The sequence below is a fragment of the Clostridium sp. TJA085 genome (genome assembly GCF_058310235.1).
In genome coordinates this window covers 132,355-155,310 of the sequence record NZ_JBZEEZ010000004.1, presented here as the reverse complement: position 1 = coordinate 155,310, position 22,956 = coordinate 132,355, and the positions used below count along the sequence as shown (strand labels likewise).

Here is a 22,956-nt window from a genome sequence, read left to right as displayed (position 1 = left end):
TTAAATATAATTTAAATAAATTTATACTTTAAAGTTTTAAAATTATAAATTTTTCTTTTTAGCGATACCTGTAAGCATAAGAGCAATTGCCCCATCTCCTGTAACATTACAAGCTGTTCCAAAACTATCTTGAAGTGCAAATATAGTCAAAATAAGAGCAGTTCCAGCCTCATCAAAAGCTAATATACTTATAATTAATCCTAATGATGCCATAACAGTTCCTCCTGGAACACCAGGTGCACCTATTGCAAAAATTCCAAGTAAAAATATAAATAATATCATTGTTGGAAGACTAGGAAGTTTTCCATATAATATTTGTGATACTGTCATTAAAAAGAAAACTTCAGTAAGAACAGAACCACATAAATGTATATTAGAGCAAAGTGGTATTGCGAAATCAACTATATCTTCTCTAAGTGATTTTGATTTTCTAGCACACTCTAAGGCCACTGGTAATGTAGCTGCACTGGACATAGTACCAACAGCTGTAAGATATGCAGGTCCATAATATTTAACAACTTCCCAAGGATTTTCTTTTGAAATAATTCCTCCTATTATGTATAAAACAGAAAGCCAAATAAAGTGTCCAAATAAAACTATTAAAATTACAACAAAGAAAATTGGTAATTGAGTTTTTATTCCACCTTCATATGTTAAAGCAGCAAAATTTGTTGCTATAAAAAATGGAAGTATTGGTATAATTACTTTATTTACAATGCTTAATATAATATTTTGAAATTGATCTAATAGTTTTTCAAATAAATCTGATTTTGTCCAACCAGTAGCTAATCCTAAAAGTAATGCTAAAGCTAAGGCGCTCATAACACTCATAATAGGTGGTATATCTAGCTTAAATAATAAATCTGGAAGTTTTTTTAGACCAGATGCATTTGAAGCTATTGAAAGCTTAGGAATTAAATTATATCCAGCAATCATAGATAAAAGTGCTGCAAACACTGATGAAAGGTAAGCAATAAGAACTGTATACATTACAAGTTTACCTGCATTTTCTCTAAGTTTTGCAATAGATGGAGTAATAAATCCTAAAATTATTAATGGAACTGAGAAAAATATAATTTGTCCTAGTATATATTTTATGGTAACTATTACACCAATTACTGAAGTAGAGGCGATATTACCAATTATAATACCTATGACAACTCCTAAAAGAAGCTTAAAAATTAAATTGTTAAATAATTTTTTCAAAAAAATTCCCCCTTTTTATAAATTTTTTATAAGCATAAAAAAACTTCTGCCTCCAAAATACAGAGGCAGAAGTAATAGCTTCCACGGTCCCACTCTGTTTATATGTAAAAACATATAACTCAAAATTATATAACGCTATAACGTGCGTTCACGCTTTAATCTACTTTAAATAAATTTCAATTAAAGAACTCATAGAGGCACTTTGTATTGGTAAATTACTTTAAAGTCTCTCTCAGCTAAAAAGACAATTCTCTGTATAAGTTAAATAGACCATATTTTTCTAATCAAAGTTTTTGATTTTATTTAATTTTATTAAAATATATTTAAATTATATATGAGAATTTTTAGAATGTAAATAGATGGGTATTGTTAAAAGTTATAAATTCTAATTATTTTTGGTATAGATTATATTACTTAATGAATATATTTTAACAAAGGGAGGGGACGCTATATGGATTTTAAAGAGTTTATTAAAAGTGATAGAGAAAGCCGAGAAAAAGAAAAATTTAATGGTACATTTCTTGATTATTTAGAAATAGTTAAGAAGAATCCAGAAATTGCAAAGTTATCTCATAAAAGGCTTTATGACATTATTTTAAAAGATGGAGTAGAAGTTTTAAAGGGAGAAGATAATTATAAAGTAAAAAGAATTTATGGAAATGAAGTAATAAGAAAATATGGATTTTTTAAAGATGACTTTTTTGGAATTGATAAAGTTTTAATGAAACTTGTTAATTACTTTCATTCAGCTGCAATGAGAGGTGAAGAATCAAGACAAGTTCTATATTTAGTAGGTCCTGTTGGAGCTGGTAAATCATCTTTAGTTGAATCATTAAAAAAAGCTCTTGAACATTGTGAGCCTATTTATAGTATAAAGGGATGTCCAATGCATGAGGAACCTCTGCATTTAATTCCTAATCATTTAAGACCAGAGTTTGAAGAATTACTTGGTGTGAAAATAGAAGGAGATTTATGTCCAGTATGTAAATATAGACTTACACATGAGTATGGAGGTAAATATGAAGATATGCTTATAGAGAGAAAAAATTTCTCTATAAGGTCAAGAAAAGGAATCGGTGTAGTTCCACCAGTTGATCCTAATAACCAAGATACTTCAATTTTAACAGGTTCAATTGATATTTCTAAAATGGACATGTATCCAGAAGATGATCCAAGAATTTTCTCATTAAATGGTGCTTTTAATGTTGGTAATAGAGGAATGGTTGAATTTATAGAAGTATTTAAAAATGATGTTGAATATCTTCACACAATAATTACTGCTACTCAGGAAAAATCAGTTCCTTCACCTGGTAAAGGTTCAATGATTTACTTTGATGGGGTAATTGTAGCTCATTCAAATGAAGCTGAATGGAACAAGTTTAAAGCAGACCATACAAATGAAGCTATATTAGATAGAATAGTAAAAATAGAAGTTCCGTATTGTTTAGAACTTGATGAGGAAGTTAAAATTTATAAAAAGATTTTAGGAAAGAGTAGTTTTAATGCTCATATAGCACCTCATACAATTGAAATAGCTGCTATGTTTGCGATTCTTTCAAGACTTACAGGTTCAAATAAAGTAGATCCTATAACTAAACTTAAAATATATAATGGTGAAGAAATAGTTGAAAAAGGATCAACTAAAAGAATTGATATAGGAGAACTTAGAGAAGAAGCAGGTTCTTATGAAGGAATGAAGGGAATTTCAACAAGATTTATAATTAAAGCAATAGATAATGCTCTTTCAAACTCAGAGCATAATTGTATAAATCCACTTAGTATAATGGAAAGCATAATTAAATCAGTTAAAGAAATGGATATTGGATCTGATGACAAGAAAAAATATTTAGGATTTATTCAAGACACAATTAGAAAAGAATACAATAAAATTTTAGAAAAAGAAATTACAAAGGCGTTTATACATTCATTTAGAGAACAAGCAGAAAGCCTTTTTAATAATTATATAGATAATGCAGAAGCATTTGTAAATAAGAGTAAAATAAAAGATTTATCAACTGGAGAAGAATTAAATCCAGATGAAGAATTTATGAGAAGTATAGAAGAACAAATAGGAGTATCTGAATCATCAGCTAAAGGATTTAGAGCTGATGTAACATCATATATGTTCTATTTAGTTAGAAATGGTGGAAAGATGGAATATACATCTTATGAGCCAATTAAAGAGGCTATAGAAAAGAAACTTATGGCATCAGTCAAGGATCTTTCAAGAATAATAACAAAATCAAGAGTAAGAGATAAAGAGCAAACTGAAAAATATAATGCTATGGTAGAAGAAATGCAAAAAAATGGTTACTGTCTACATTGCTGTGATGTAATCTTAAAATATGCTGCTAATAATTTATGGAAAGATTAGATAAAAATTATGGCTATATTTAGAGATAATACTATAAATCCAATAGACCATGATAGATCTATTGAAGATAGAAGAAGGCATAGGCAATTAGTAGAAAAATCCATTAAAGAGAATTTAGGTGATATTTTATCTGAAGAAAGCATTATTGGAGAAAGTAAAAATAAAAAATTTAAAATTCCTATAAGAGGAATTAAAGAATATCAGTTTGTTTATGGTAAAAATTCAAAAGGTGTTGCAACTGGTACTGGTGAAGAAAAGCGTGGAGATAAAATAGGTCAAGGAAGACCAGGTAAAGGTCAAGGCAATAAAGGTGCTGGTAATTCAGAAGGTGATGATATATATGAAACAGAAGTTACTTTAGATGAATTATTAGATTATATAGCAGAAGATTTAAATCTTCCTAATTTAGATAAGAAGAAATATTCAGAAATAATAAGTGAAAGTGCAGGTAGAAGAAGTGGTTATCAAAGATATGGTATAAGACCTAGACTTGCAAAAAAGAAAACTGTAATGTCTAAAATAGCTAGAAAGCAGGGGAAAAAAAGAGCTATTAAAGAATTAAGGAATAATAATGAACCAGTTGATATTGGAAGATTTCCATTTAGAGAAGATGATTTAAGGTATTACAGAGTTAAACAAAAGCCAAAGAGAGAAAGCAATGCTGTTATGGTGTTTATAATGGATGTATCTGGTTCAATGGATAGTACAAAAAAATATTTAGCAAGGTCATTTTTCTTTGTATTATCTAGATTTTTAAGGAGAAAATATAATAATTTAGCATTTGAGTTTATATCACATACTACAGTTGCTAAAAGAGTTAATGAATATGAGTTTTTCCATAAAGCAGAATCAGGTGGAACTTATATATCAAGTGGACTTAATTTAGCTTTAGATGTTATAAAAGAGAAATATCCTAAAGAGATGTGGAACATTTATCCTGTTTACGCAAGTGATGGAGATAACTGGACTGAAGATAATGAAAATGCTATGGAAGCTGTAAAAGAGCTTTGTAGTATTAGTAATATGTTTGGATATGCAGAACTTTTACCATCAACCTATTCAACAACTATGTATTATAGATTTAATAAAGAAATAAAAGAAGATAATTTTGTTACAGTTATAGTAAAAGAGAAAAAGGATTTATGGGAAGCACTTAGACAAATGCTAAGTAAGGAGATGGGGGAGGAGTAGATTTTCTTGGAATATAATTTAAAAGATTTAGAAATGTGGAATGAGAAAATAGAAAAAGAAGCTAAAGCTTTAGGATTAGACTACTATCCTCAAGAGTTTGAAGTAATAGGTTTTAATGAAATGATAGGATATGAAGCATATATTGGTATGCCTTCTAAATATCCACACTGGAGTTATGGAAAAGCTTACGAGAAAAATAAAACTTTATATTCATTAAATCTTACTGGTTTACCTTATGAAATGGTGATAAATTCAAATCCTTGTCTTGCTTATCTTATGAAAGATAATACTTTATTACTTCAAATATTAACTATGGCACATGTTTATGGACATAATGACTTTTTTAAAAATAATAGATTATTTAAAGAAGGAACAAATGCTGATAGAGCATTAGAAATGTTTAAATTAGATGCTGATATAATTAGAGGATATATAAATAATCCTAATATAGGATATGATAAAGTAGAAAAAATATTAGATGCAGCTCATGCTGTAAAATATAGCATAAAAAGATCTATAGGTGTAAAAGAATTAAGTGATAGTGAAATAAGAGATAGAAGAATAAAGGATTATAAAGATAAAATAGTAAATAGAGATTTTCTTGATAGTGATATTAAAATTGAAGAACCAGAAGTTGATAAGATTCCATTAGAGCCAAGAGATGATGTAGTTGGCTTTATAATAGAATATGGAAAACTTGAGGAGTGGGAAAAAAATATTTTAAGAATAGTGAAAAGAGAAACAGAATACTTCTTACCACAAATAGAAACTAAAACTATGAATGAAGGCTTTGCATGTTTTTGTCATTATAATATATTAAAAAATTTAGGATTATCAGAAGATTTATATCTTGAGTTTTTAAAAAGGCATAATGATGTAGTATCTCCAATACCTGGTGGATTAAATCCTTATTATATAGGTTTTAAAATATTTATGGATTTAGAAAAAAGATATGGAAGAGAAAAGGTATTTGAAGTTAGAGCTCTTGAAAGAGATGCTTCTTTTATAAGAAGATATCTTACAAAGGAATTATGTGAGGAGCTTAATCTTTTTCAATATGGAAGAAGGAGTTTTGATTTTGTTGTTGAAGAAGTTGCAGATGATATAGGATGGGAAAGTATAAGAGATAATTTAGCATTTTCTTCTGGAATAGGAAGTATACCTCATATTAGGGTTATAGACTTGAATAAGAGAGATTATACTTTAACTTTAGAACATGTTTTTGACGGCAGAGAACTAGAATTATCTTATGCTAAAGAAACATTAAGGTATTTAGGAAAGCTTTGGGGATATAGAGTAAGACTTAATACTAAAGATAGAAATGGAGAAGAGTTTATTCTTATATGTGAGAATGGCAAGGTAGCCATATCAGAAGGGAACAAATTTAAAAGATAAGAATAAAATAAATAGAAAATAATATTATTAGGAGTTTACCGTGAAGTTAAAGGGAAGTAAAACAGAAAAAAATCTTTATAAAACTTTTTCTGGAGAATCAAGAGCTAGAGGTAAATATAATTTATATGCAGAAAAAGCTAGAGAAGAAGGATTTAGATGGGTTGCAGAAATATTTGATGAAACTGCAGGAAATGAATATGCTCATTCAAGAGAGGTTTTTGAAAAATATTTAAGCAAAATTGGTTCAACAGAAGATAATTTAATAGATGCGGCTTATTTTGAAAATGAAGAGGATAAAAATATTTATAAAGAATTTGAAAAAATAGCAGAAGAAGAAGGTTTTGAAGAAATTGCTGAGTTTTATAGAGAGCTTAGAGAAGTTGAAGAAAAACATAAAGAAAGGTTTTTAGCTCTTTGTGAAAGAATAAGGACAGGTAAAATGTTTAAGTCTGATGAAATCACTTATTGGCAGTGTATGAATTGTGGCTATATACATGAAGGAACTGAAGCGCCTGCTGTTTGTCCATTATGTAAATATGAGAGAGCATATTTTAAGCCTTATTGTAAGGTAAATAAATAGGAGGAAGCTTTATGTATTGTAGATATCCTGATGGAAATGAATTCTTTTTTAAAGTAGATGTATTAAATGATGAATTAGAAGATTTTAATGATATTGAATTTGATTATAGAAATAAAGATGCAAATGGATGCTTAAAATATAAAGATAAAATAAGCTGTGAAACAGAAATGAAAAATAATAAAAAATTACAAGATGATTTTTTAAAATGGATAAACACTGATGTAGAATTTTCAGATGAAATTACTTTAAATAAGTAATATATGGGCTGTTTTTAGCAGCCCTATTTTTATTTTATATAAAATTAATTTGTATAATAATTTGTATTTAAATTAATGGAATAAAAATTTTAAAAAAAAATAATATAAAAATATAGAACTATTTTGAAGGAGTACTTTATGCCAAAAAAAGCAATGGATGTACAATATGAAGAACTTAGAAGATTATCTGATTTATTAAAGTCCTATGTTGATTCATATAGGTTATTAGTTGCTGGTGCGGCAGAACTTAATAATATATATGGAAGAAAAGATAAGGAAGTTAAAAGTGCAATTAATAGGGTTGATGCAGTTGGAGAGAAGATTGATGAAATAATGGATGTTATAAATAAGCATCAACACAATTATTTAAAATATAGTAAGATAAAAAATGATGTTGTATTTGATAGTTATACAAATGGAAAAGCAAAAAACGGAATAAAGAGCATAATACAGACAGAAATAGATACAGAGCTAAATTTATTTAATGATACAGCAAATACAATAAGAGATGAAGATGAATAAAAAATATCCCAGATACTTAAAAATATCTGAGATATTAAAATACTATAATTTCTTAAGTTTTAATGTGCTTACCATTAAATAAGATCCTAAAATCATAAGTATTACTGGAATAAATACGTTTATATTTTCTATTTTGATATAAAATGATATAATTGCGAATAATGACATAAAACAACCTACTATTGTAATAGGAACTCCAGTAAATACACCAGTAAATGTAGATGCGTTGTATCTAGCTAATCTAAATGCACCACAGATTGGGAATGCTAAAAGAATAGCATAACCTATTATTCCAAATGGTCCTAGATATTTAAAATTAAATAAAGTATAGATTAAAATAGAAGGAGCAACTCCAAATGATACAAGGTCTGCTAATGAGTCTAATTCTTTTCCAAGTTCACTTGACACATTTAAGTATCTAGCAACTCTTCCGTCATACCTATCTACTAATCCTGCAAGCAACACTAATATTGATGCTTGAACGTATTTGCCTTCAAATGTTGAAAGTAGAGAAAGAACTCCACATGATAAATTTATAAAAGTAAATACGTTAGGAATACAACTTTTTTTCATATAACCACTCCTAAAAATCATAAATAACTTACAGTTAGTAATTATAGCATACAAATTACTTAAATATAAGAAAAAATTAAATTTTAATAAAATCTTTAGATAGACTTTAGAAATAATTATTAATTGTATTTAAGTTAAATATAAGTAGACAATATTTTCTTAAAAATGTATAATATTAGTTAACTTTGACTAAAGGGGGAATAATAATGAAAAGGGTACGTTTCATTTATAATCCTTACTCTGGAGAGAACGCAATAATAAATGAATTAGATAATATAATAAAAATATATCAAGAATATGGTTACACAATAATTCCTTATAGAATAGAACGAGGAAGAGATATAAGTGAAGCTTTAGATTGTATTGATAATAATTATGCACATATACTAATAGCTGGAGGAGATGGAACTGTAGATTCAGTTTTAAATGCTATGATGAAAAAAGGTGTTAATATACCTATAGCTATACTTCCTGTTGGTACTGCAAATGACTTTGGTAAATTTATTGATATGCCTCAAGTTGTAAAAGATGCTTGTGTTAGAATTCTTACTTCAATACCTCAAAAAGTTGATATAGGTAAAATAAATAATAAATATTTTATAAATGTTGCAAGTACGGGACTTTTTACAGATGTATCACAGAAGACTGATGTACATCTTAAAAATGCTATTGGAAAGCTTGCTTACTATATAAAAGGAATTGAGGAGTTACCTAATTTTAGAAAATTAAATGTAACTTTAAAATCAAAAGAAGTTAATTATAATGGGGAAATGTATTTGTTATTAGTCTTTAATGGTAGAACAGCTGGAAATCTTAATTTAGCTACTAAAGCTGATATACAAGATGGAAAGTTAGATTTAATTTTATTTAAAGCAGTTCCTGTTATAGAATTATTACCTCTTTTTTTAAAAGTATTAAGAGGAGATCATTTAGAATCGGATAAAGTAATTCACTTTAAAACTGATGAAGTTATAGTAGAATGTGATGAAGATATAGTAACTGATATAGATGGAGAAAAGGGTCCTGACTTCCCTCTTGATATAAAATGTATAAAGGGTGGAATACAAGTTTTAGGATTAAAGGAATAAAATAAAATAATATTTAATAAGTATAAGTAACATAGTTTGTATTTAGGAGTGTTTAATATGATAAGTATTATATATTATGTACAGATTTTACTTATACTTTTTTTATTTTTAATAGCAATAAATAAATTTTATAAAAATTCACCTATAAAAATAAAAATATTTTTTATACCTTGTATGATTGGAATATTTATTAGAAATTTATCTATATTATTTATGAGTATAGTAAAAGACTCATCTTTAGCATATAATTTGAAGGGAATAGTATATTTAGATTATTTAATAGTTCCATTAGTTATAATTTGCATTTATTATGTTTATTTTAGAATAGATAATTTTTCATTTAATAAAATATATTTATTAAGTTTAATATGTATATGTTTATATGTAATATTTATTAAATTTAGTCAAGGAAAAATAATACTAAATAATATGTTTGGATATATGATAAAGTTAAATAATAATATATATATAAATTTATCATTTATTATAATTTTAGTATCATTACTTATTTTGGGAACCTTATTCTTAAATAAGAAAAATGTTTTAAAAGATAAATTAATTGAATTAATGATAATAATAGTCTTTATATTAATAGATATTATATTTATAATGATAGGAATAAATCCTATTCCATATTCTATATTTGGCGAATCTTTAATATTAATTAGCTTAAATAGTTGTGTAAAAACGTTTAAATAATAATAAATGTTATAAAAGTAGTTGCCTTTTAATCTTAATATAATATAATGTAAGTATAGAATAAGTTTATAATATAAAATTATTATTTAAAACTTTAGGCGGTTTTGTGGTATAACAAAGCCATTTTTTATTTTTATAAATTTTAATAAAAAGGATGGTGAATTAATAAATGGAGGTTGGACCCAATTTAAATGACAACCCAAAACTCAATAATGTCTTAAGGGAGACTTCTATTTAATTTACAAACTTTTTGTACTGTCATGATTTAATAGTTTAAAGGTTTCCCTTATAGGCAATAAGGAGGAGAGCTATAATGAAGCAAATGACAGTATTTTCTTATACAGATATATTAGGTAAAAAAATATATGATGAATTTAATGATACTATGGGAGTATTAAAGGATGTATATGTAACAACAGAAGAAGGATATCCAAAAATAATTGGTTATAAAGTAAAGAGAGATGGTTCTATATATCACTATGAATTTAGAGATATAAATTTTTATAAGGCTGATGGAAAAGTAATAATAGATACAAAGGGAAGTAAAGAAATCTTGCCAAGAACTTATAGTTACCTTTTATCAAGACATCTTTTAGATAAAAAGATTGTTGATATAAATGGAAAAAAGGTAGTTAGAGTTGATGATTTAAGAATAGCTAAAATTGCAGGAGAATATAGAGTAGTAGCTGTTGAAACTGGACCGCTTGTTAGATACAAGAGAATGGGGATAAGCTTTTTAGTTAAGCCAATATATAAATTACTTGGAAAAAGTTTTGAAGAAACAGTTTTAATGTGGGATGATGTTGAATCATTAGAAATGATAAATAATAATTTAAAGTTACAAGTACCATATAAGAAGCTTTCTAAACTACATCCAGCAGACCTTGCTGATATATTAGAAGAACTAGATACTAAATCAAGAAAACAAGTATTTGAATCACTTGATGATGATTTAGCTGCAAATACATTAGAAGAATTAGATCAGGAATATAAGGGGAAAATTATTAAGGAATTATCAGAAAGTAAAGCAGCTGAACTTTTAGAAAATATGCCAAGTGATGAAATAGCAGACCTTTTAGATGAACTAGATGAAGAAGAAAGAGAAAAAATATTAGTAAATCTTGAAAAAGAGGATGCTGAAGAAGTAAAAGAACTTTTAGAATATGAAGATGAAACTGTTGGTAGTATAATGGCTAAAGACTTTATATCTTTAAATTTAGATATAACTGTTAAAGAAACAGTTGATATATTAAAAGAGATGCAACCTGACGAAGAAGTTATGTATTATATTTATATAACTGATAATGAGGATAAATTACAAGGATCAGTTTCTTTAAGAGAATTAATATTAAGTGATGGAAGTAATAAATTAAGTGAAATAATGGAGACAAATATCAATTATTTAAAACATGAAGATTATATTGATGAAGCTGTAGAAATAGCGAATAAATATGACCTTTTATCTGTTCCGGTAATTGATGAGGATGAAAAACTTATTGGTATAGTTATAATTCATGATATAGTAGATGAGTATTTATATCCATTATGGAAAAAGAAGAATAGAAAACCAAAAGAAAAGTATTAGAATATATGTGTAGTAATATTGTTTAAATTTTTATTTAAACAATATTACTACACTTTTTAATTTAATTTAAAATTTTATAAAAGTTGTTGACAATAAAATAAAAGAGAATATAATAATATTATAAAACATATCAAAATACTCTGAATTAAAAACTGTGAAAAAGGAAAGTAGTATAAAGGAAGATTACAGAGAGAAAAGTGTTGCTGAGAGCTTTTTATCAAGAATTTATATGAAGTGCCCTTTGGAGTTGTAATCTGAAAGTTTAGTAAGATTTTCCGGATTCGCCCGTTATAGCGATAAAGTATTTTTATGTACTTGAATTTTTAAGGGGAATTATTTTAATTCAATTAGAGTGGAACCGCGGAAGTTACTTCGTCTCTATATTTAGAGAGGGAGTTTTTTTTATACATAAAATTAAAAGTTTTTGGGAGGTATTAATATGATTTACAAAAATAGTTTAGAAATGATAGGAAGTACACCAATATTAAAAATGAATAGTATAGACGAAAATAGTGCAGACATATACGTAAAACTTGAAAAATTTAATGTAGGTGGAAGTGTAAAAGATAGAGCTGCTCTTGGAATGATAGAAAAGGCAGAAAGAGATGGTTTATTAAAAAAAGGTGATGTTATTGTAGAGCCAACAAGTGGAAATACAGGAATAGCTCTTGCAATGATAGGAAGACTTAAAGGATATAAAGTAATTATAGTTATGCCAGATACTATGAGTGAAGAGAGAAGAGCTTTAATAAGAGCTTATGGAGCTGAACTTATATTAACAGATGGAAGCAAAGGTATGAAAGGAGCAATAGAAAAAGCAACAGAACTTTCAAATAAAGATGGATATTTTATGCCACAACAATTTGAGAATAGCGCTAATAAAGAGAAACATTATGAAACTACAGCTATTGAAATATTAAACGATATAAAGGATTTAGATGTTTTTATTGCAAGTGTTGGAACAGGAGGAACAGTTACAGGTATATCAAAAAAATTAAAAGAAGAAATAAAAGAATTAAAAACTGTAGCAGTTGAGCCAGAAAATTCTAAAGTATTAAGTGGAGGAAAACCAGGGCCGCATAAAATACAAGGGATAGGAGCTGGATTTATTCCTGCAATATATGAAAGTAAATATGTTGATGAAATAATTTCAATAACAGATGAAGAAGCATTTGAAGCTGCTAGAGAATTTGCAAAAGAAGAGGGAGTATTAGTTGGAATATCTTCTGGAAGTACTATAGCTGCAGCTAAAAAGATAGCAAAAAGATTAGGTAAAGGTAAAAAAGTTTTAGCGATAGCGCCAGACGGTGGAGAAAAATATTTATCAATGGGACTTTATTAGAAAATTTTAAAATCTAAAGGAGGAACTGCTGTTATGTTTAAAAATTTAAATTATGATTTGGAAAGAATATTAAAAGAAGACCCAGCAGCAAGAGGTAAAATAGAAGTATTATTATTGTATCCATCTGTTCATGCATTAATTGCATATAGAATATCAAATAAATTATATAAGCATAAATTATTTTTTTTAGCTAGATTAGTATCTCAAATAAGTAGGTTTTTTACTGGAATTGAAATTCATCCTGGTGCTACTATAGGAAAAGGTTTATTCATAGATCATGGAATGGGAGTAGTAATTGGAGAAACAGCAGAAGTTGGTGATAACGTTACTATATATCATGGAGTAACATTAGGTGGAACAGGTAAGCATAAAGGAAAGAGACATCCTACTATTGGGAATAATGTTATAATAGGGAGTGGTGCTAAAGTTTTAGGACCTATAAATATTGGAGATAATGTTAAAATAGGAGCTAACTCAGTTGTTTTAAAAGATATAGAAGATGATAAAACAGCAGTTGGAATACCAGCAAAGGTAGTTAAAAAAGTAAATTCTAAAATTATAACTATTAAAGATGTTGAAGGAAAATATAAAGATATATATAATGAAATGATAATTTAAATATAGGTTTTAGAAAGTGTGTTTGAAAATGGATATAAAAAATGAAATTTTAAAATTTTGCAGCAGTCTAAATTTAGATTTAGTTGGATTTATAAAGTGCAGAAAATTTGAAGAACTAAAAGGCTTCTTAAAAGAAAGACAGGATTTAAATCTTCAAAATGAATTTGAAGAAGAGGATATAGAAAAAAGAATAAATCCTAATATATATATGGAAGAGGGGAAGACTATTATATCAATAGCTTTCCCTTATGCTAATTTAGAAAACTTTGAAAATAATGGTTTTTCTATTTATACAAAAGGAGAAGATTATCATAAAGTTTTACATGAATACTTAGAAAAAATATGTGGATTTATTAATAGTTTAGGTGGAAATAGCATAGCGTTAGTAGATAGTAACTCTCTTCCTGAGAGATATATTGCAAGTTTAGCAGGTATAGGCTTTATTGGCAAAAATAATATGATAATAACAGAAAAATATGGTTCTTATGTTTTTTTAGGAGAAATAATAACTGATTTGGAAATATTTGAAGAGGATAAAATTACATTACAAGAATCTATGGAATATAAAAAATGTGGTGATTGTACTATTTGCTTTAAGGAATGTCCAACTAAAGCTATTAATAAATTTAGAAAAAATACTAATATTTGTGTTTCATATTTAACTCAAAAGAAGGACTTAAATGATAATGAATTGAATTTATTAAATGGAAGAATATTTGGTTGTGATAGCTGTCAATTAAAATGTCCATATAATGAACATATAGAGTTCTCAAATATAGAAAGTTTTAAAGTAAAAGAATTTATGAAAAATGATAATGAGGATCTTATAATAAATTTAAACAATAAAATATTTAAAGAATCTTATAAAACTACATCTTGTGGATGGAGAGGAAAAAATATTTTAATAAGAAATGCTATAATAAGAAAGTTTAAATTTAAAAAAGAAAGTATAGATAATATAAAAAGTGAATCTCCTTATATAAATAATTATATAGATAGACTTTTATAAGCATCTAGAATATAATATAGATTGATTAATATTATAGGAAGTGGGTGGGGATTTTATGTTATCACCATTTATGGCGAAGATTATAGGAATGTTACCAGAAAGCTTAGTGGTGTACGTTGGAAAGAAAATTACTGACGGGTACATAAAAAAACATGCAAATTTACATATCAGTGGATATGAGAAAATAAAAGATATAAAAGGCCCTATAGTCTTTATATGTAATCACTTGAGTAATTCTGATGGATTACTTTTAAATAAAATTTTAAAAGAAGATTTTGACCCATATTTTGTAGCTGGAGTTAAGTTATCAGGAGATCCTATAACTAATATAGGTATAAAAATGGTTAAAAATATTCCAATAAAACCAAACACAGCTGATAAGGAAGCTATGACAAAAATGGTTAAAGTATTAAGAGGTGGAGAAAATCTTTTAATATTCCCTGAAGGAACAAGAAGTAGAACAGGTGCTATGATTGAGGGGAAAAAAGGAATACTACTTCTTGCTAAGGTAAAAAATGTAACTGTTATTCCAATAGGTATGTCAGGAACAGAAAAACTTTTACCTATATGCAAAGATGGAGATATGGGTGGAGAGGTTTGGCAAGATGCTGATGTATATTTAAATTTTGGTGATCCAGTAACTTTACCTAAAAAAGAAAAAGAAGAAACAAAGCATGAATATGATGATAGATGTATGGAATTTTTAATGAAATCTATAGCTAAAGAATTGCCAGAAAGTTATAGAGGTGTATATAAATAATATTTTAAGACTCGCTCTAATATTTTTAGGGCGAGTTTATTTAAAAGAAAAAATGGGGTGTGAATTATGAAGAAGAGAACAAAAGAAATACTTGATATATTAAAAGAAACTTATCCAGATGCAAAATGTGAATTAAATTATAAAACACCTTTTCAATTATTAGTAGCAACTATTTTATCAGCTCAAACTACTGATAAAAAAGTTAATGAAGTAACAGAAAGTCTTTTTAGAGATTATGGAGATTTAGATTCATTTTTAACTTTAACTAATGAAGATCTTGAAAAAAGAATAAAACAAATTGGTTTATATAGAAATAAAGCAAAAAACTTAGTTCTTATGGCAAGACAACTTAAAGAAAATTTTAATGGTGAAGTTCCAAATACAATGGAAGGAATAACATCACTTGCTGGAGCTGGAAGAAAGACTGCAAATGTGGTTTTATCAAATGCATTTAATATTCCATCTATAGCTGTTGATACACATGTATTTAGAGTTTCTAATAGACTAGGATTAGCTAATTCAGAAAATGTTTTAGAAGTAGAAAAGCAACTTCAAAAAGAATTACCTAAGAAAGAATGGTCTTTAACGCATCATCTTTTAATCTTTCATGGAAGAAGATGCTGTTCATCACAAAGACCAAAATGTTTTGAATGTCCTCTTAATCATATTTGTAAATGGAAGGATAAAAAACAATATATGTAAAAAAAGCTAAGGCTATTTACCTTAGCTTTTTTATATTTTTATGCTTTTTTAGATAATTTATTGTTATATATAAACATAGCTATTGAAGCAATAATTACAATTGCATAACCAATAAAACTAAATTTAGTTGGCACTTGTCCGAATAAAATAAAACCTATAAAGGCAGTAAATATTATTTGTGTATATGAATATATTGAAATTTCTTTTGCTGGTGCATATTTGTATGCTGAAGTTAATGAGAATTGAGCAACAGATGCAGCTACTCCAGCCATTAATAAATAAAATAATTGAATTATACTAAAAGGCTTAAATGTTATGATTACAAAAGGTAATGTAAATAATATTGAAAATAATGAGAAAAAGAATACTATAGTAGGACCTTTTTCACGATTACCTAAAAATCTAACAAAAGTATAAGCTGCCCCAGCAAATATAGCTGAAGATAATCCAACTAAAGCAGGAATTATTTCTAAACTAAAGGAAGGTCTTATTATAAATAAACTTCCAAGAAATGCAGTTATTAAAATTATAAATTGATTTTTTGTAATTTTTTCTTTCAAGAAAAGGCTAGAAAATATTATTACAAAAAATGGTGAAAGTTGATTTAACATATTAGCATCAGCTAATATTAAATGTTCTATTGCATAATAGTTAGCTATAATTCCAAGAGTTCCAAGAAGAGCTCTACCAATTAGAAATTTTCTATTTTCTTTTTTACCAAATAAACTATCACCGCTTTTTCTTATAACATAAAAAGCAACTATACAACTTACAAGATTTCTAAAAAGACTTTTTTCTATTGATGGCAAATCGCCAGCAAGCTTTACAAATGTACTCATAACAGCAAATGAAAGAGCTGATATTATCATAAGTATAATAGCTTTATTTTTATTATTCATATGAAAATCCTCCTATAAAATTTTACTATGATAACAATATACTATTCTACAAATAAATGCAAATTTCATATTAAATTTATGCATTTTATAAAATATAGTGATATAATATTATAAGTTGAAAATTTATATGCTTTTGGAGGTACATTATGAAAGTTGGAGTTATAATGGGGGGTATCTCATCAGAAAGAGAGATATCATTAAACAGTGGAGAATCAATATTAGAAAATATAGATACTAGTAAATATGATGTTTGTAAAATTGTTATAGATAAAAAAGAAGATATAATAAATAAAGTTAGAGATGAAAAAATAGATTTTGCATTACTTGCACTTCATGGTCAATTTGGTGAAGATGGAACTGTTCAATCAGTTTTACAATGTTTAAATATACCTTACTCAGGTTGTGGCCCATTAAGTAGCGCAGCTTGTATGGATAAAGATATGACAAAAAGTCTTTTAAAAGCAGCGGGGGTTAGAACAGCACCTTGGATAAATGTAAGAAGTGTAGAAGAAATAGATTATGATAAAATAGAAGAACTTGGTTATCCAGTAGTAATAAAACCAACACACGGTGGATCAAGTGTTGCAACATTTATTATAAAAGATAAAAGTGAAGTTTTACATGCAGTAGAAGAAGGATTTAAATGGGATACAGAAGTTATGATTGAAAAGTTTATAAAAGGAGAAGAAATAACTTGTCCTATATTTAATGATAAAATGTATCCAGTACTTGCTATAAAACCAAAATCAGAGTTTTTTGATTTTGAATCAAAATATCAAGATGGTGGAGCTGATGAGTTTATAATAAATTTAGAAGAAGATTTACATGAAGAAGTTGAAAAAATGGCTCTTTTAACTTATAGAGCATTAAAATGTTCAGTATATGCAAGAGTTGATATGATAGTAACAGAAGATAAGGTTCCATATATATTAGAAGTTAATACTTTACCAGGTATGACTAAAAACAGCTTATTCCCAAAAAGTGCAGCTGGAATAAATATTTCATATAGTGGATTAATAGATGATATAATTGAAACTTCATTAAAAGAAAAAAGATAATAAACTTTATAATAAAAAAGGCTAAGCTTTAATAGTTTAGCCTTTTAATTTAACCTTAAAACTTTTAAGAATTTATTAAGGAAATGTTATTTAATTATTTAAGAAGTCAAATTTATAATCTTAAATATACTAGTAAAATAGTTTGGAGGAATTAATTTGAGAAGAGAGAGAATTTTAATTGTTGATGATGAAAAAGAGATAAGAGATTTAGTTGAGATATATTTAAAGGGTGAAGGATATGAAACAATTAAGGCACAGGATGGAGAAGAAGCATTATATTTACTTAAGGAAAATGAAATAGATTTAGTAATATTAGATGTTATGATGCCAAAATTAAATGGTATAGAAACTTGCCTTAAAATAAGAGAAGAAAGTGAAATACCAATTATAATGCTTTCAGCAAAATCAGAGGATATAGATAAAATATTAGGTCTTAACATGGGAGCGGATGATTACTTAAGTAAGCCCTTTAATACATTGGAATTAATAGCTAGAGTAAAATCTCAGCTTAGAAGATATAAAAAGTTTAATAATAAACCAAAAGAAGAATCTGAATTAATGATAGTTATAGATGATTTATGTATAAAGTTAGATACTCACGAAGTGTTTTTGGGAGAAAAGAGTATAAGATTTACTCCAACGGAATTTGATATATTAGTTTTACTTGCTAAAAATCGCGGAAAAGTATTTTCAATGAGAAATATTTATGAAAGCGTATGGGATCAAGAATATATGGAATCAGATAATACTGTTATGGTTCATATTAGAAAAATAAGAGAAAAGATAGAAGAAAATCCAAGAAGTCCTAGATTTTTAAAAACAGTTTGGGGGGTAGGATATAAAATTGATAAATAGAAAAAATAAAAAAGAGAAGGAGCCAAAAGAAAGAAAAAGGGATAAATTAAAAAGAAAATATGAAGACTTTAAAAAAACAAAAATAGGAATTATGCTTAAAGAATTAATTCAAAAATTTGATACTAAAATAAAACAAAGTATTAGATTTGAGCTTATGATTATATTTGCTTTATGTTTTATAATTGCAACAATATCCTATGGAATTTTAAATGATATGTTTAAAAATGTTCATACTAAAGCAGAAATTAGGTATGAATATAGTAATATGGAACATAATGCTCAAGATATAGTTAATAAAATAGAACATGAAAGTATAAATAGCGATGTAAAAATAAATAATAAAAATTTCTTTAATAGGTTAATGGATACTTATTCTAATGGGAATGATAAAATTTATATAACAGATATAGATGGAAAAGTTTTGTATAGAAATCAAAATGCATCTGAAGAAAAAATAGATATTTATACAGTACTTAAAAATGTTTCAAAAAATCCTAAAGATGAATATGATTCAAGAGAATATACTATTATATATCCAATTGATATAGGTAATGGGAAATATTACATAATATATACTGGAATTCCTAGTGCAAGAATAGAATATGTTGATTATTTTGTTTCAAATTCTTATTTAGCATTAACTTTATCTATAATAATATTTATAGTAACATTTCTAATTTTAACTAATAAGAAAACAAAATATTTAGATGAAATTGCAAAGGGAATTAAGAATATAGCTGATGGTGATTTATCTCATAGTATAAGTGAAAATGGTAATGATGAAATTGCAAATATAGCTATAAATGTTAATAATATGGCTAAGGAAATAAGTAGTAGAATAGAGGCACAAGAAGAAGCTGAGAAAACTAAAGCAGATTTAATAACAAATGTTTCTCATGATTTAAGAACTCCTTTAACATCTATAATGGGATATATAGGTTTATTAAAAGATAAAAGATATACAGATGAAAAATCAATGAATGAGTACTTAGATATTGCTTATAATAAGGCTGAAAAACTTAGAATTCTTATAGAAGATTTATTTGAGTATACAAAATATAATAATAAGGGAATAAAGCTTAATAAGGTTGATGTTAACTTATGTGAATTTGTAGCGCAAGTTTCAGAAGAATTAAAGCCTTATTTTGAGAGCTCAAGTATAGACCAAATAAAAACTTTAGCTGATGAAAAAATAATAGTAAATATAGATCCTGATAAAATGGTTAGAGTTTTAGAAAATCTTTTAACTAATGCTGTTAAATATTCTTATAAGCCCGGCGCTGTAATAATTGGGGTTTATGCAAAGGATGGATATGCAACAATAGCTGTAAAAAATAGAGGAGAAAATATTCCAAAAGAAAAGATGGATAAATTATTTGATAGATTTTATAGAATGGAAGAATCAAGAAATACAAGTCTTGGTGGATCAGGTTTGGGGCTAGCCATTTCAAAAAATATAGTAGAAATGCATAAAGGTGAAATTTGGGGAGAATGTTATGGAAATGATATAAGTTTTTATATAAGACTACGAATTAAGTAAATTATAAGATTTTAGTAATTTTTTTAATCATGTAACCTTAAGCTGTTTAATTTAATATCTTAATAAAGAATAAGTATTTTTACTTTTGGAGGAGTTATGCAAGATAAAAATCCTAAAAGTACCTTTGGAATAGATATAAATGAATATAGCCAAGGTGTTGATTTTACAGTATTATCAAGAACTGTTGATTTTCTATATTTAAGAGCTTCTGGATCAGGTAGTGGATATTTTAGAGTTGATAAAAAGTTTTTAGAATATGCAGTAGAAAGTAGAAAATTTTCTATACCAGTAGGAGCATACCATTATGCTATGCCTTCTTATAATCTTTTAACTGCAGATTCACAATGTGATGATTTTATTGATACTCTTCAAAGAGGATTTGGAAATAAAAATTACGGAGATTTATTTCCAGTATTAGATGTTGAAGCACCAATAGATCCTAAAATGAGTACAGATGCTTTAATTAATTGGGTTGATAGATTTAGACAAAGATTTGAGAAAAAAACTAGAAGAAGACTTATGCTTTACACAGGATTATTTTTTATACAGCTTTATAATGACTTTAAATATAGTGACGGAACATATCCTTTAAAAAATATGCCTCTTTGGATTGCTATGTATACAAATATACCAAGTAATCCAAAAGTTCCACCTAATATAGGAGGTTGGACTAGATGGAGAATTTGGCAATTTAGTGAAAGTCAAAAAGTTCAAGGAGTTAATAATCCTCTTGATGCGAATTGGGGACCAAATAATTTAGATATTTTAATGCAACCAAAGCAAGTTAATGGTTTAAAAGCTTGGAGAGATAATGAGTATATTTATGTGTCATGGAATAGAAATAATGATATAGATTTATTAGGATATAATATATTTATAGATAATTATTGGGTTGGAACAGTTGATAGAGATGATACATCTTTTAGAATACCTTTAAGTAAAATTTATAAACCTAATAATAGAGTTTTAAATATTACCATAGAAGCTTTTGATTATGATGGAGAAACATCACAAATTAGAACTTTATATAAGTTGGATGGTAGATTAATATAAAATAATAATTATTAAATTAATAAGAGTCTTTCAAGATAAAAAAATTTGAAAGACTCTTTAATAAATAAAAAAAGTATTAAAAATAAATATGATATGTTATATAATGTAAATGATTAGAAGGGAATTAAAATGAACGAAGGGAGTATATAATGGGTACAGGTGAAGATGGGAAATTAAATAAAAATGATAATATGAGAAAAAAATTAATTATAGGAACTATTGTTATATCTTCAATTGCAATTATAGGTGGAGTTTCATATGGAGTATCAGCCAATAAAATAATAAATGAATGGAATAATAAAATTTATCCAAATGTATTTATTGAAGAAGTAAATGTTGGGGGTATGACAAAAGAAGAAGCAAAATCTGTAATAAAAAATAATTATACAAAAAAAATAGATGATAAAGATATAGTAGTAAATATTAAAGGAAAAGATAAAGAGTATAAAGCAAAGTATTCTGAAATATCACCTAAATATGATATTGATAAGGCAGTAGATGAAGCATTTAATTATGGGAAGGATTCAAGTTTTTTTAAGAAAAATTCTTTAATAAAAAATAAAAATAATTTAAAACAAGAAGTTCAACTTAACTTTAGTTATAACAATAAAAAACTAGAATTATTAGAAAACAAAATAGTTGACAAATTTACTACATTACCTAAAAATGCTAGTATAGCTATAAATGGAGATATTTCAATAACTCCGGAACAAGTTGGTTATGGAATAGATAAAAAGGATTTGGATAATAAATTAAAAAAAGAATTAAATGGTGATATAGAAAATCAAACTAAAATAATAGTAGAGAAAAAAGAAGTAAAGCCAAAAATAACTAAAAAAGATCTTTCAAAAATTGATGGTGTTATTGGAGAATTTACAACATCATATAAATCATCAGATTCTAATAGGTCAACAAATATTCAAGTTGTAACAGAATTTGTTGATGGAACAGTTTTAATGCCAGGAGAAGAATTTAGTTATAGTAAAACTAGTCAAAAAGATAAAAGTCTTTATAAAGAAGGAAATGCATATATAAATAATCAAATAGTAAAAGATATTGGTGGTGGAATATGTCAAGTTTCAACTACTTTATATAGAGCTGTAATGAGAGCAAATATTAGGTCAACAGAAAGACATAATCACTCATTAACAGTTGGATATTCAAATCCAAGTCTTGATGCAACTGTTGCATGGGGATATTTAGATTATAAGTTTAAAAATCCATATGATTTTCCAATATATATAAAAGGAATAACTCATAACAAAAATGTAACCTTTAAAATATATGGTAATGTTGATGGATTAAAAGGAAGAAGTTATGATATGACAAATGAAATACTTAATGTTATAAATCCAAAAGAGGAGATAATAAAAGATCCAAATCTTAAAGAAGGAACAAGAATTGTTGAGTCTAATGGGCAAACAGGATATGTTTCAAAGGGATATCAATTAACTTATGAAAATGGTAAAGTCATAAAGAAAGAATTAATATCTACGGATAGTTACGCTATGGTACCGAGAAAGGTTAGAGTTGGTACTAAGAAAAATTAATTTTTTAAATTATTAAACTTTTAATTGAATAAATTTTTATGGAAAAATATAAGAGTTTTTCATAAAATATAAATAATGTATTATTAAATGAAGCAAGTTA

The 22,956-nt window shown here is 26.5% G+C and carries 22 protein-coding genes and 1 other annotated feature; of the genes, 19 read left to right on the top strand and 3 right to left on the bottom strand.

Going from position 1 to position 22,956, the window contains the following annotated elements:
* Positions 1-42: 42 nt before the first annotated feature.
* Positions 43-1,206, bottom strand: coding sequence for a dicarboxylate/amino acid:cation symporter (locus tag AC4FQW_RS11175; RefSeq protein ID WP_303129196.1), 1,164 nt, complete (start codon positions 1,204-1,206; stop codon positions 43-45).
* Positions 1,207-1,657: 451 nt separating this feature from the next.
* Here AC4FQW_RS11175 and AC4FQW_RS11170 point away from each other — a divergent pair, with 451 nt between their 5' ends.
* The 6 genes from AC4FQW_RS11170 (at position 1,658) to AC4FQW_RS11145 (ending at position 7,525) form a co-directional block, all read left to right on the top strand.
* A complete protein-coding gene (locus AC4FQW_RS11170; protein ID WP_303129195.1) occupies positions 1,658-3,580 on the top strand; it encodes a PrkA family serine protein kinase in 1,923 nt (640 codons plus the stop codon).
* A gap of 9 nt (positions 3,581-3,589) precedes the next feature.
* Positions 3,590-4,771: a sporulation protein YhbH gene (gene yhbH / locus AC4FQW_RS11165; protein ID WP_491149099.1), complete on the top strand. Its 1,182-nt coding sequence runs from the start codon at positions 3,590-3,592 to the stop codon at positions 4,769-4,771.
* 6 nt (positions 4,772-4,777) lie between these two features.
* Positions 4,778-6,166, top strand: a complete 1,389-nt coding sequence (locus AC4FQW_RS11160) for a SpoVR family protein (protein WP_491149097.1) — start codon at positions 4,778-4,780, stop codon at positions 6,164-6,166.
* Between the two features lie 40 nt (positions 6,167-6,206).
* A complete protein-coding gene (locus AC4FQW_RS11155; RefSeq protein ID WP_303129191.1) occupies positions 6,207-6,746 on the top strand; it encodes a rubrerythrin family protein in 540 nt (179 codons plus the stop codon).
* Between the two features lie 11 nt (positions 6,747-6,757).
* The gene (locus AC4FQW_RS11150; RefSeq protein ID WP_491149095.1) at positions 6,758-7,003 is read left to right on the top strand and encodes a hypothetical protein; all 246 of its coding nucleotides are present in this window, start codon (positions 6,758-6,760) and stop codon (positions 7,001-7,003) included.
* 138 nt (positions 7,004-7,141) lie between these two features.
* On the top strand, positions 7,142-7,525 hold the full coding sequence (locus AC4FQW_RS11145) for a hypothetical protein (RefSeq protein ID WP_303129188.1): 384 nt from the start codon (positions 7,142-7,144) through the stop codon (positions 7,523-7,525).
* 42 nt (positions 7,526-7,567) lie between these two features.
* Here the strand turns inward: AC4FQW_RS11145 and pssA are convergent, their stop codons facing one another.
* A complete protein-coding gene (gene pssA / locus AC4FQW_RS11140) occupies positions 7,568-8,098 on the bottom strand; it encodes a CDP-diacylglycerol--serine O-phosphatidyltransferase (protein WP_303129187.1) in 531 nt (176 codons plus the stop codon).
* 206 nt (positions 8,099-8,304) lie between these two features.
* Between pssA and AC4FQW_RS11135 the strand changes: the two genes are divergently transcribed.
* The 8 genes from AC4FQW_RS11135 to nth all read left to right on the top strand — a co-directional run bounded on the left by AC4FQW_RS11135 (position 8,305) and on the right by nth (position 15,901).
* Positions 8,305-9,186 (top strand): YegS/Rv2252/BmrU family lipid kinase, encoded by an 882-nt coding sequence (locus AC4FQW_RS11135; protein ID WP_303129186.1) that lies wholly within the window; start codon positions 8,305-8,307, stop codon positions 9,184-9,186.
* A gap of 57 nt (positions 9,187-9,243) precedes the next feature.
* Positions 9,244-9,885: a hypothetical protein gene (locus tag AC4FQW_RS11130; protein ID WP_491149092.1), complete on the top strand. Its 642-nt coding sequence runs from the start codon at positions 9,244-9,246 to the stop codon at positions 9,883-9,885.
* A gap of 313 nt (positions 9,886-10,198) precedes the next feature.
* Positions 10,199-11,470 carry a magnesium transporter gene (locus tag AC4FQW_RS11125; protein ID WP_303130106.1) on the top strand — a complete coding sequence of 424 codons (1,272 nt, stop codon included), beginning with the start codon at positions 10,199-10,201 and terminating at the stop codon, positions 11,468-11,470.
* Positions 11,471-11,615: 145 nt separating this feature from the next.
* Positions 11,616-11,853: a binding site (T-box leader), on the top strand.
* A gap of 56 nt (positions 11,854-11,909) precedes the next feature.
* Positions 11,910-12,812 (top strand): cysteine synthase A, encoded by a 903-nt coding sequence (gene cysK / locus AC4FQW_RS11120; protein WP_491149090.1) that lies wholly within the window; start codon positions 11,910-11,912, stop codon positions 12,810-12,812.
* A 33-nt stretch (positions 12,813-12,845) separates the two neighbouring features.
* Positions 12,846-13,430, top strand: a complete 585-nt coding sequence (gene epsC / locus AC4FQW_RS11115; protein ID WP_303130102.1) for a serine O-acetyltransferase EpsC — start codon at positions 12,846-12,848, stop codon at positions 13,428-13,430.
* A 28-nt stretch (positions 13,431-13,458) separates the two neighbouring features.
* The gene (gene queG, locus AC4FQW_RS11110; protein ID WP_491149087.1) at positions 13,459-14,439 is read left to right on the top strand and encodes a tRNA epoxyqueuosine(34) reductase QueG; all 981 of its coding nucleotides are present in this window, start codon (positions 13,459-13,461) and stop codon (positions 14,437-14,439) included.
* A 55-nt stretch (positions 14,440-14,494) separates the two neighbouring features.
* Positions 14,495-15,199 carry a lysophospholipid acyltransferase family protein gene (locus AC4FQW_RS11105; protein WP_303130099.1) on the top strand — a complete coding sequence of 235 codons (705 nt, stop codon included), beginning with the start codon at positions 14,495-14,497 and terminating at the stop codon, positions 15,197-15,199.
* A gap of 66 nt (positions 15,200-15,265) precedes the next feature.
* On the top strand, positions 15,266-15,901 hold the full coding sequence (nth, locus tag AC4FQW_RS11100; protein ID WP_303130097.1) for an endonuclease III: 636 nt from the start codon (positions 15,266-15,268) through the stop codon (positions 15,899-15,901).
* Between the two features lie 38 nt (positions 15,902-15,939).
* Here nth and AC4FQW_RS11095 read toward each other — a convergent pair whose 3' ends face one another.
* The gene (locus tag AC4FQW_RS11095) at positions 15,940-16,800 is read right to left on the bottom strand and encodes a DMT family transporter (protein ID WP_303130094.1); all 861 of its coding nucleotides are present in this window, start codon (positions 16,798-16,800) and stop codon (positions 15,940-15,942) included.
* Between the two features lie 146 nt (positions 16,801-16,946).
* Between AC4FQW_RS11095 and AC4FQW_RS11090 the strand changes: the two genes are divergently transcribed.
* The 5 genes from AC4FQW_RS11090 to AC4FQW_RS11070 all read left to right on the top strand — a co-directional run bounded on the left by AC4FQW_RS11090 (position 16,947) and on the right by AC4FQW_RS11070 (position 22,856).
* Positions 16,947-17,858: a D-alanine--D-alanine ligase gene (locus AC4FQW_RS11090; protein ID WP_491149084.1), complete on the top strand. Its 912-nt coding sequence runs from the start codon at positions 16,947-16,949 to the stop codon at positions 17,856-17,858.
* Positions 17,859-18,014: 156 nt separating this feature from the next.
* Positions 18,015-18,713, top strand: a complete 699-nt coding sequence (locus tag AC4FQW_RS11085; RefSeq protein WP_303130090.1) for a response regulator transcription factor — start codon at positions 18,015-18,017, stop codon at positions 18,711-18,713.
* Positions 18,703-20,253 (top strand): sensor histidine kinase, encoded by a 1,551-nt coding sequence (locus tag AC4FQW_RS11080; RefSeq protein WP_303130089.1) that lies wholly within the window; start codon positions 18,703-18,705, stop codon positions 20,251-20,253. The genes AC4FQW_RS11085 and AC4FQW_RS11080 overlap by 11 nt, the downstream gene beginning before the upstream one ends.
* Before the next feature lie 96 nt (positions 20,254-20,349).
* Positions 20,350-21,306, top strand: coding sequence for a glycoside hydrolase family 25 protein (locus AC4FQW_RS11075; RefSeq protein WP_303130088.1), 957 nt, complete (start codon positions 20,350-20,352; stop codon positions 21,304-21,306).
* Positions 21,307-21,455: 149 nt separating this feature from the next.
* Positions 21,456-22,856 (top strand): VanW family protein, encoded by a 1,401-nt coding sequence (locus tag AC4FQW_RS11070; protein ID WP_491149081.1) that lies wholly within the window; start codon positions 21,456-21,458, stop codon positions 22,854-22,856.
* Positions 22,857-22,956 lie beyond the last annotated feature (100 nt).

Bases quoted from the DNA above. Each gene is read 5' to 3' on its own strand.
- AC4FQW_RS11170 (WP_303129195.1), top strand. From the start codon at position 1,658: ATGGATTTTAAAGAGTTTATTAAAAGTGATAGAGAAAGCCGAGAAAAA.
- yhbH (WP_491149099.1), top strand. From the start codon at position 3,590: ATGGCTATATTTAGAGATAATACTATAAATCCAATAGACCATGATAGA.
- AC4FQW_RS11150 (WP_491149095.1), top strand. From the start codon at position 6,758: ATGTATTGTAGATATCCTGATGGAAATGAATTCTTTTTTAAAGTAGAT.
- AC4FQW_RS11145 (WP_303129188.1), top strand. From the start codon at position 7,142: ATGCCAAAAAAAGCAATGGATGTACAATATGAAGAACTTAGAAGATTA.
- pssA (WP_303129187.1), bottom strand. From the start codon at position 8,098: ATGAAAAAAAGTTGTATTCCTAACGTATTTACTTTTATAAATTTATCA.
- AC4FQW_RS11135 (WP_303129186.1), top strand. From the start codon at position 8,305: ATGAAAAGGGTACGTTTCATTTATAATCCTTACTCTGGAGAGAACGCA.
- AC4FQW_RS11130 (WP_491149092.1), top strand. From the start codon at position 9,244: ATGATAAGTATTATATATTATGTACAGATTTTACTTATACTTTTTTTA.
- AC4FQW_RS11125 (WP_303130106.1), top strand. From the start codon at position 10,199: ATGAAGCAAATGACAGTATTTTCTTATACAGATATATTAGGTAAAAAA.
- cysK (WP_491149090.1), top strand. From the start codon at position 11,910: ATGATTTACAAAAATAGTTTAGAAATGATAGGAAGTACACCAATATTA.
- epsC (WP_303130102.1), top strand. From the start codon at position 12,846: ATGTTTAAAAATTTAAATTATGATTTGGAAAGAATATTAAAAGAAGAC.
- queG (WP_491149087.1), top strand. From the start codon at position 13,459: ATGGATATAAAAAATGAAATTTTAAAATTTTGCAGCAGTCTAAATTTA.
- AC4FQW_RS11105 (WP_303130099.1), top strand. From the start codon at position 14,495: ATGTTATCACCATTTATGGCGAAGATTATAGGAATGTTACCAGAAAGC.
- nth (WP_303130097.1), top strand. From the start codon at position 15,266: ATGAAGAAGAGAACAAAAGAAATACTTGATATATTAAAAGAAACTTAT.
- AC4FQW_RS11095 (WP_303130094.1), bottom strand. From the start codon at position 16,800: ATGAATAATAAAAATAAAGCTATTATACTTATGATAATATCAGCTCTT.
- AC4FQW_RS11090 (WP_491149084.1), top strand. From the start codon at position 16,947: ATGAAAGTTGGAGTTATAATGGGGGGTATCTCATCAGAAAGAGAGATA.
- AC4FQW_RS11075 (WP_303130088.1), top strand. From the start codon at position 20,350: ATGCAAGATAAAAATCCTAAAAGTACCTTTGGAATAGATATAAATGAA.
- AC4FQW_RS11070 (WP_491149081.1), top strand. From the start codon at position 21,456: ATGGGTACAGGTGAAGATGGGAAATTAAATAAAAATGATAATATGAGA.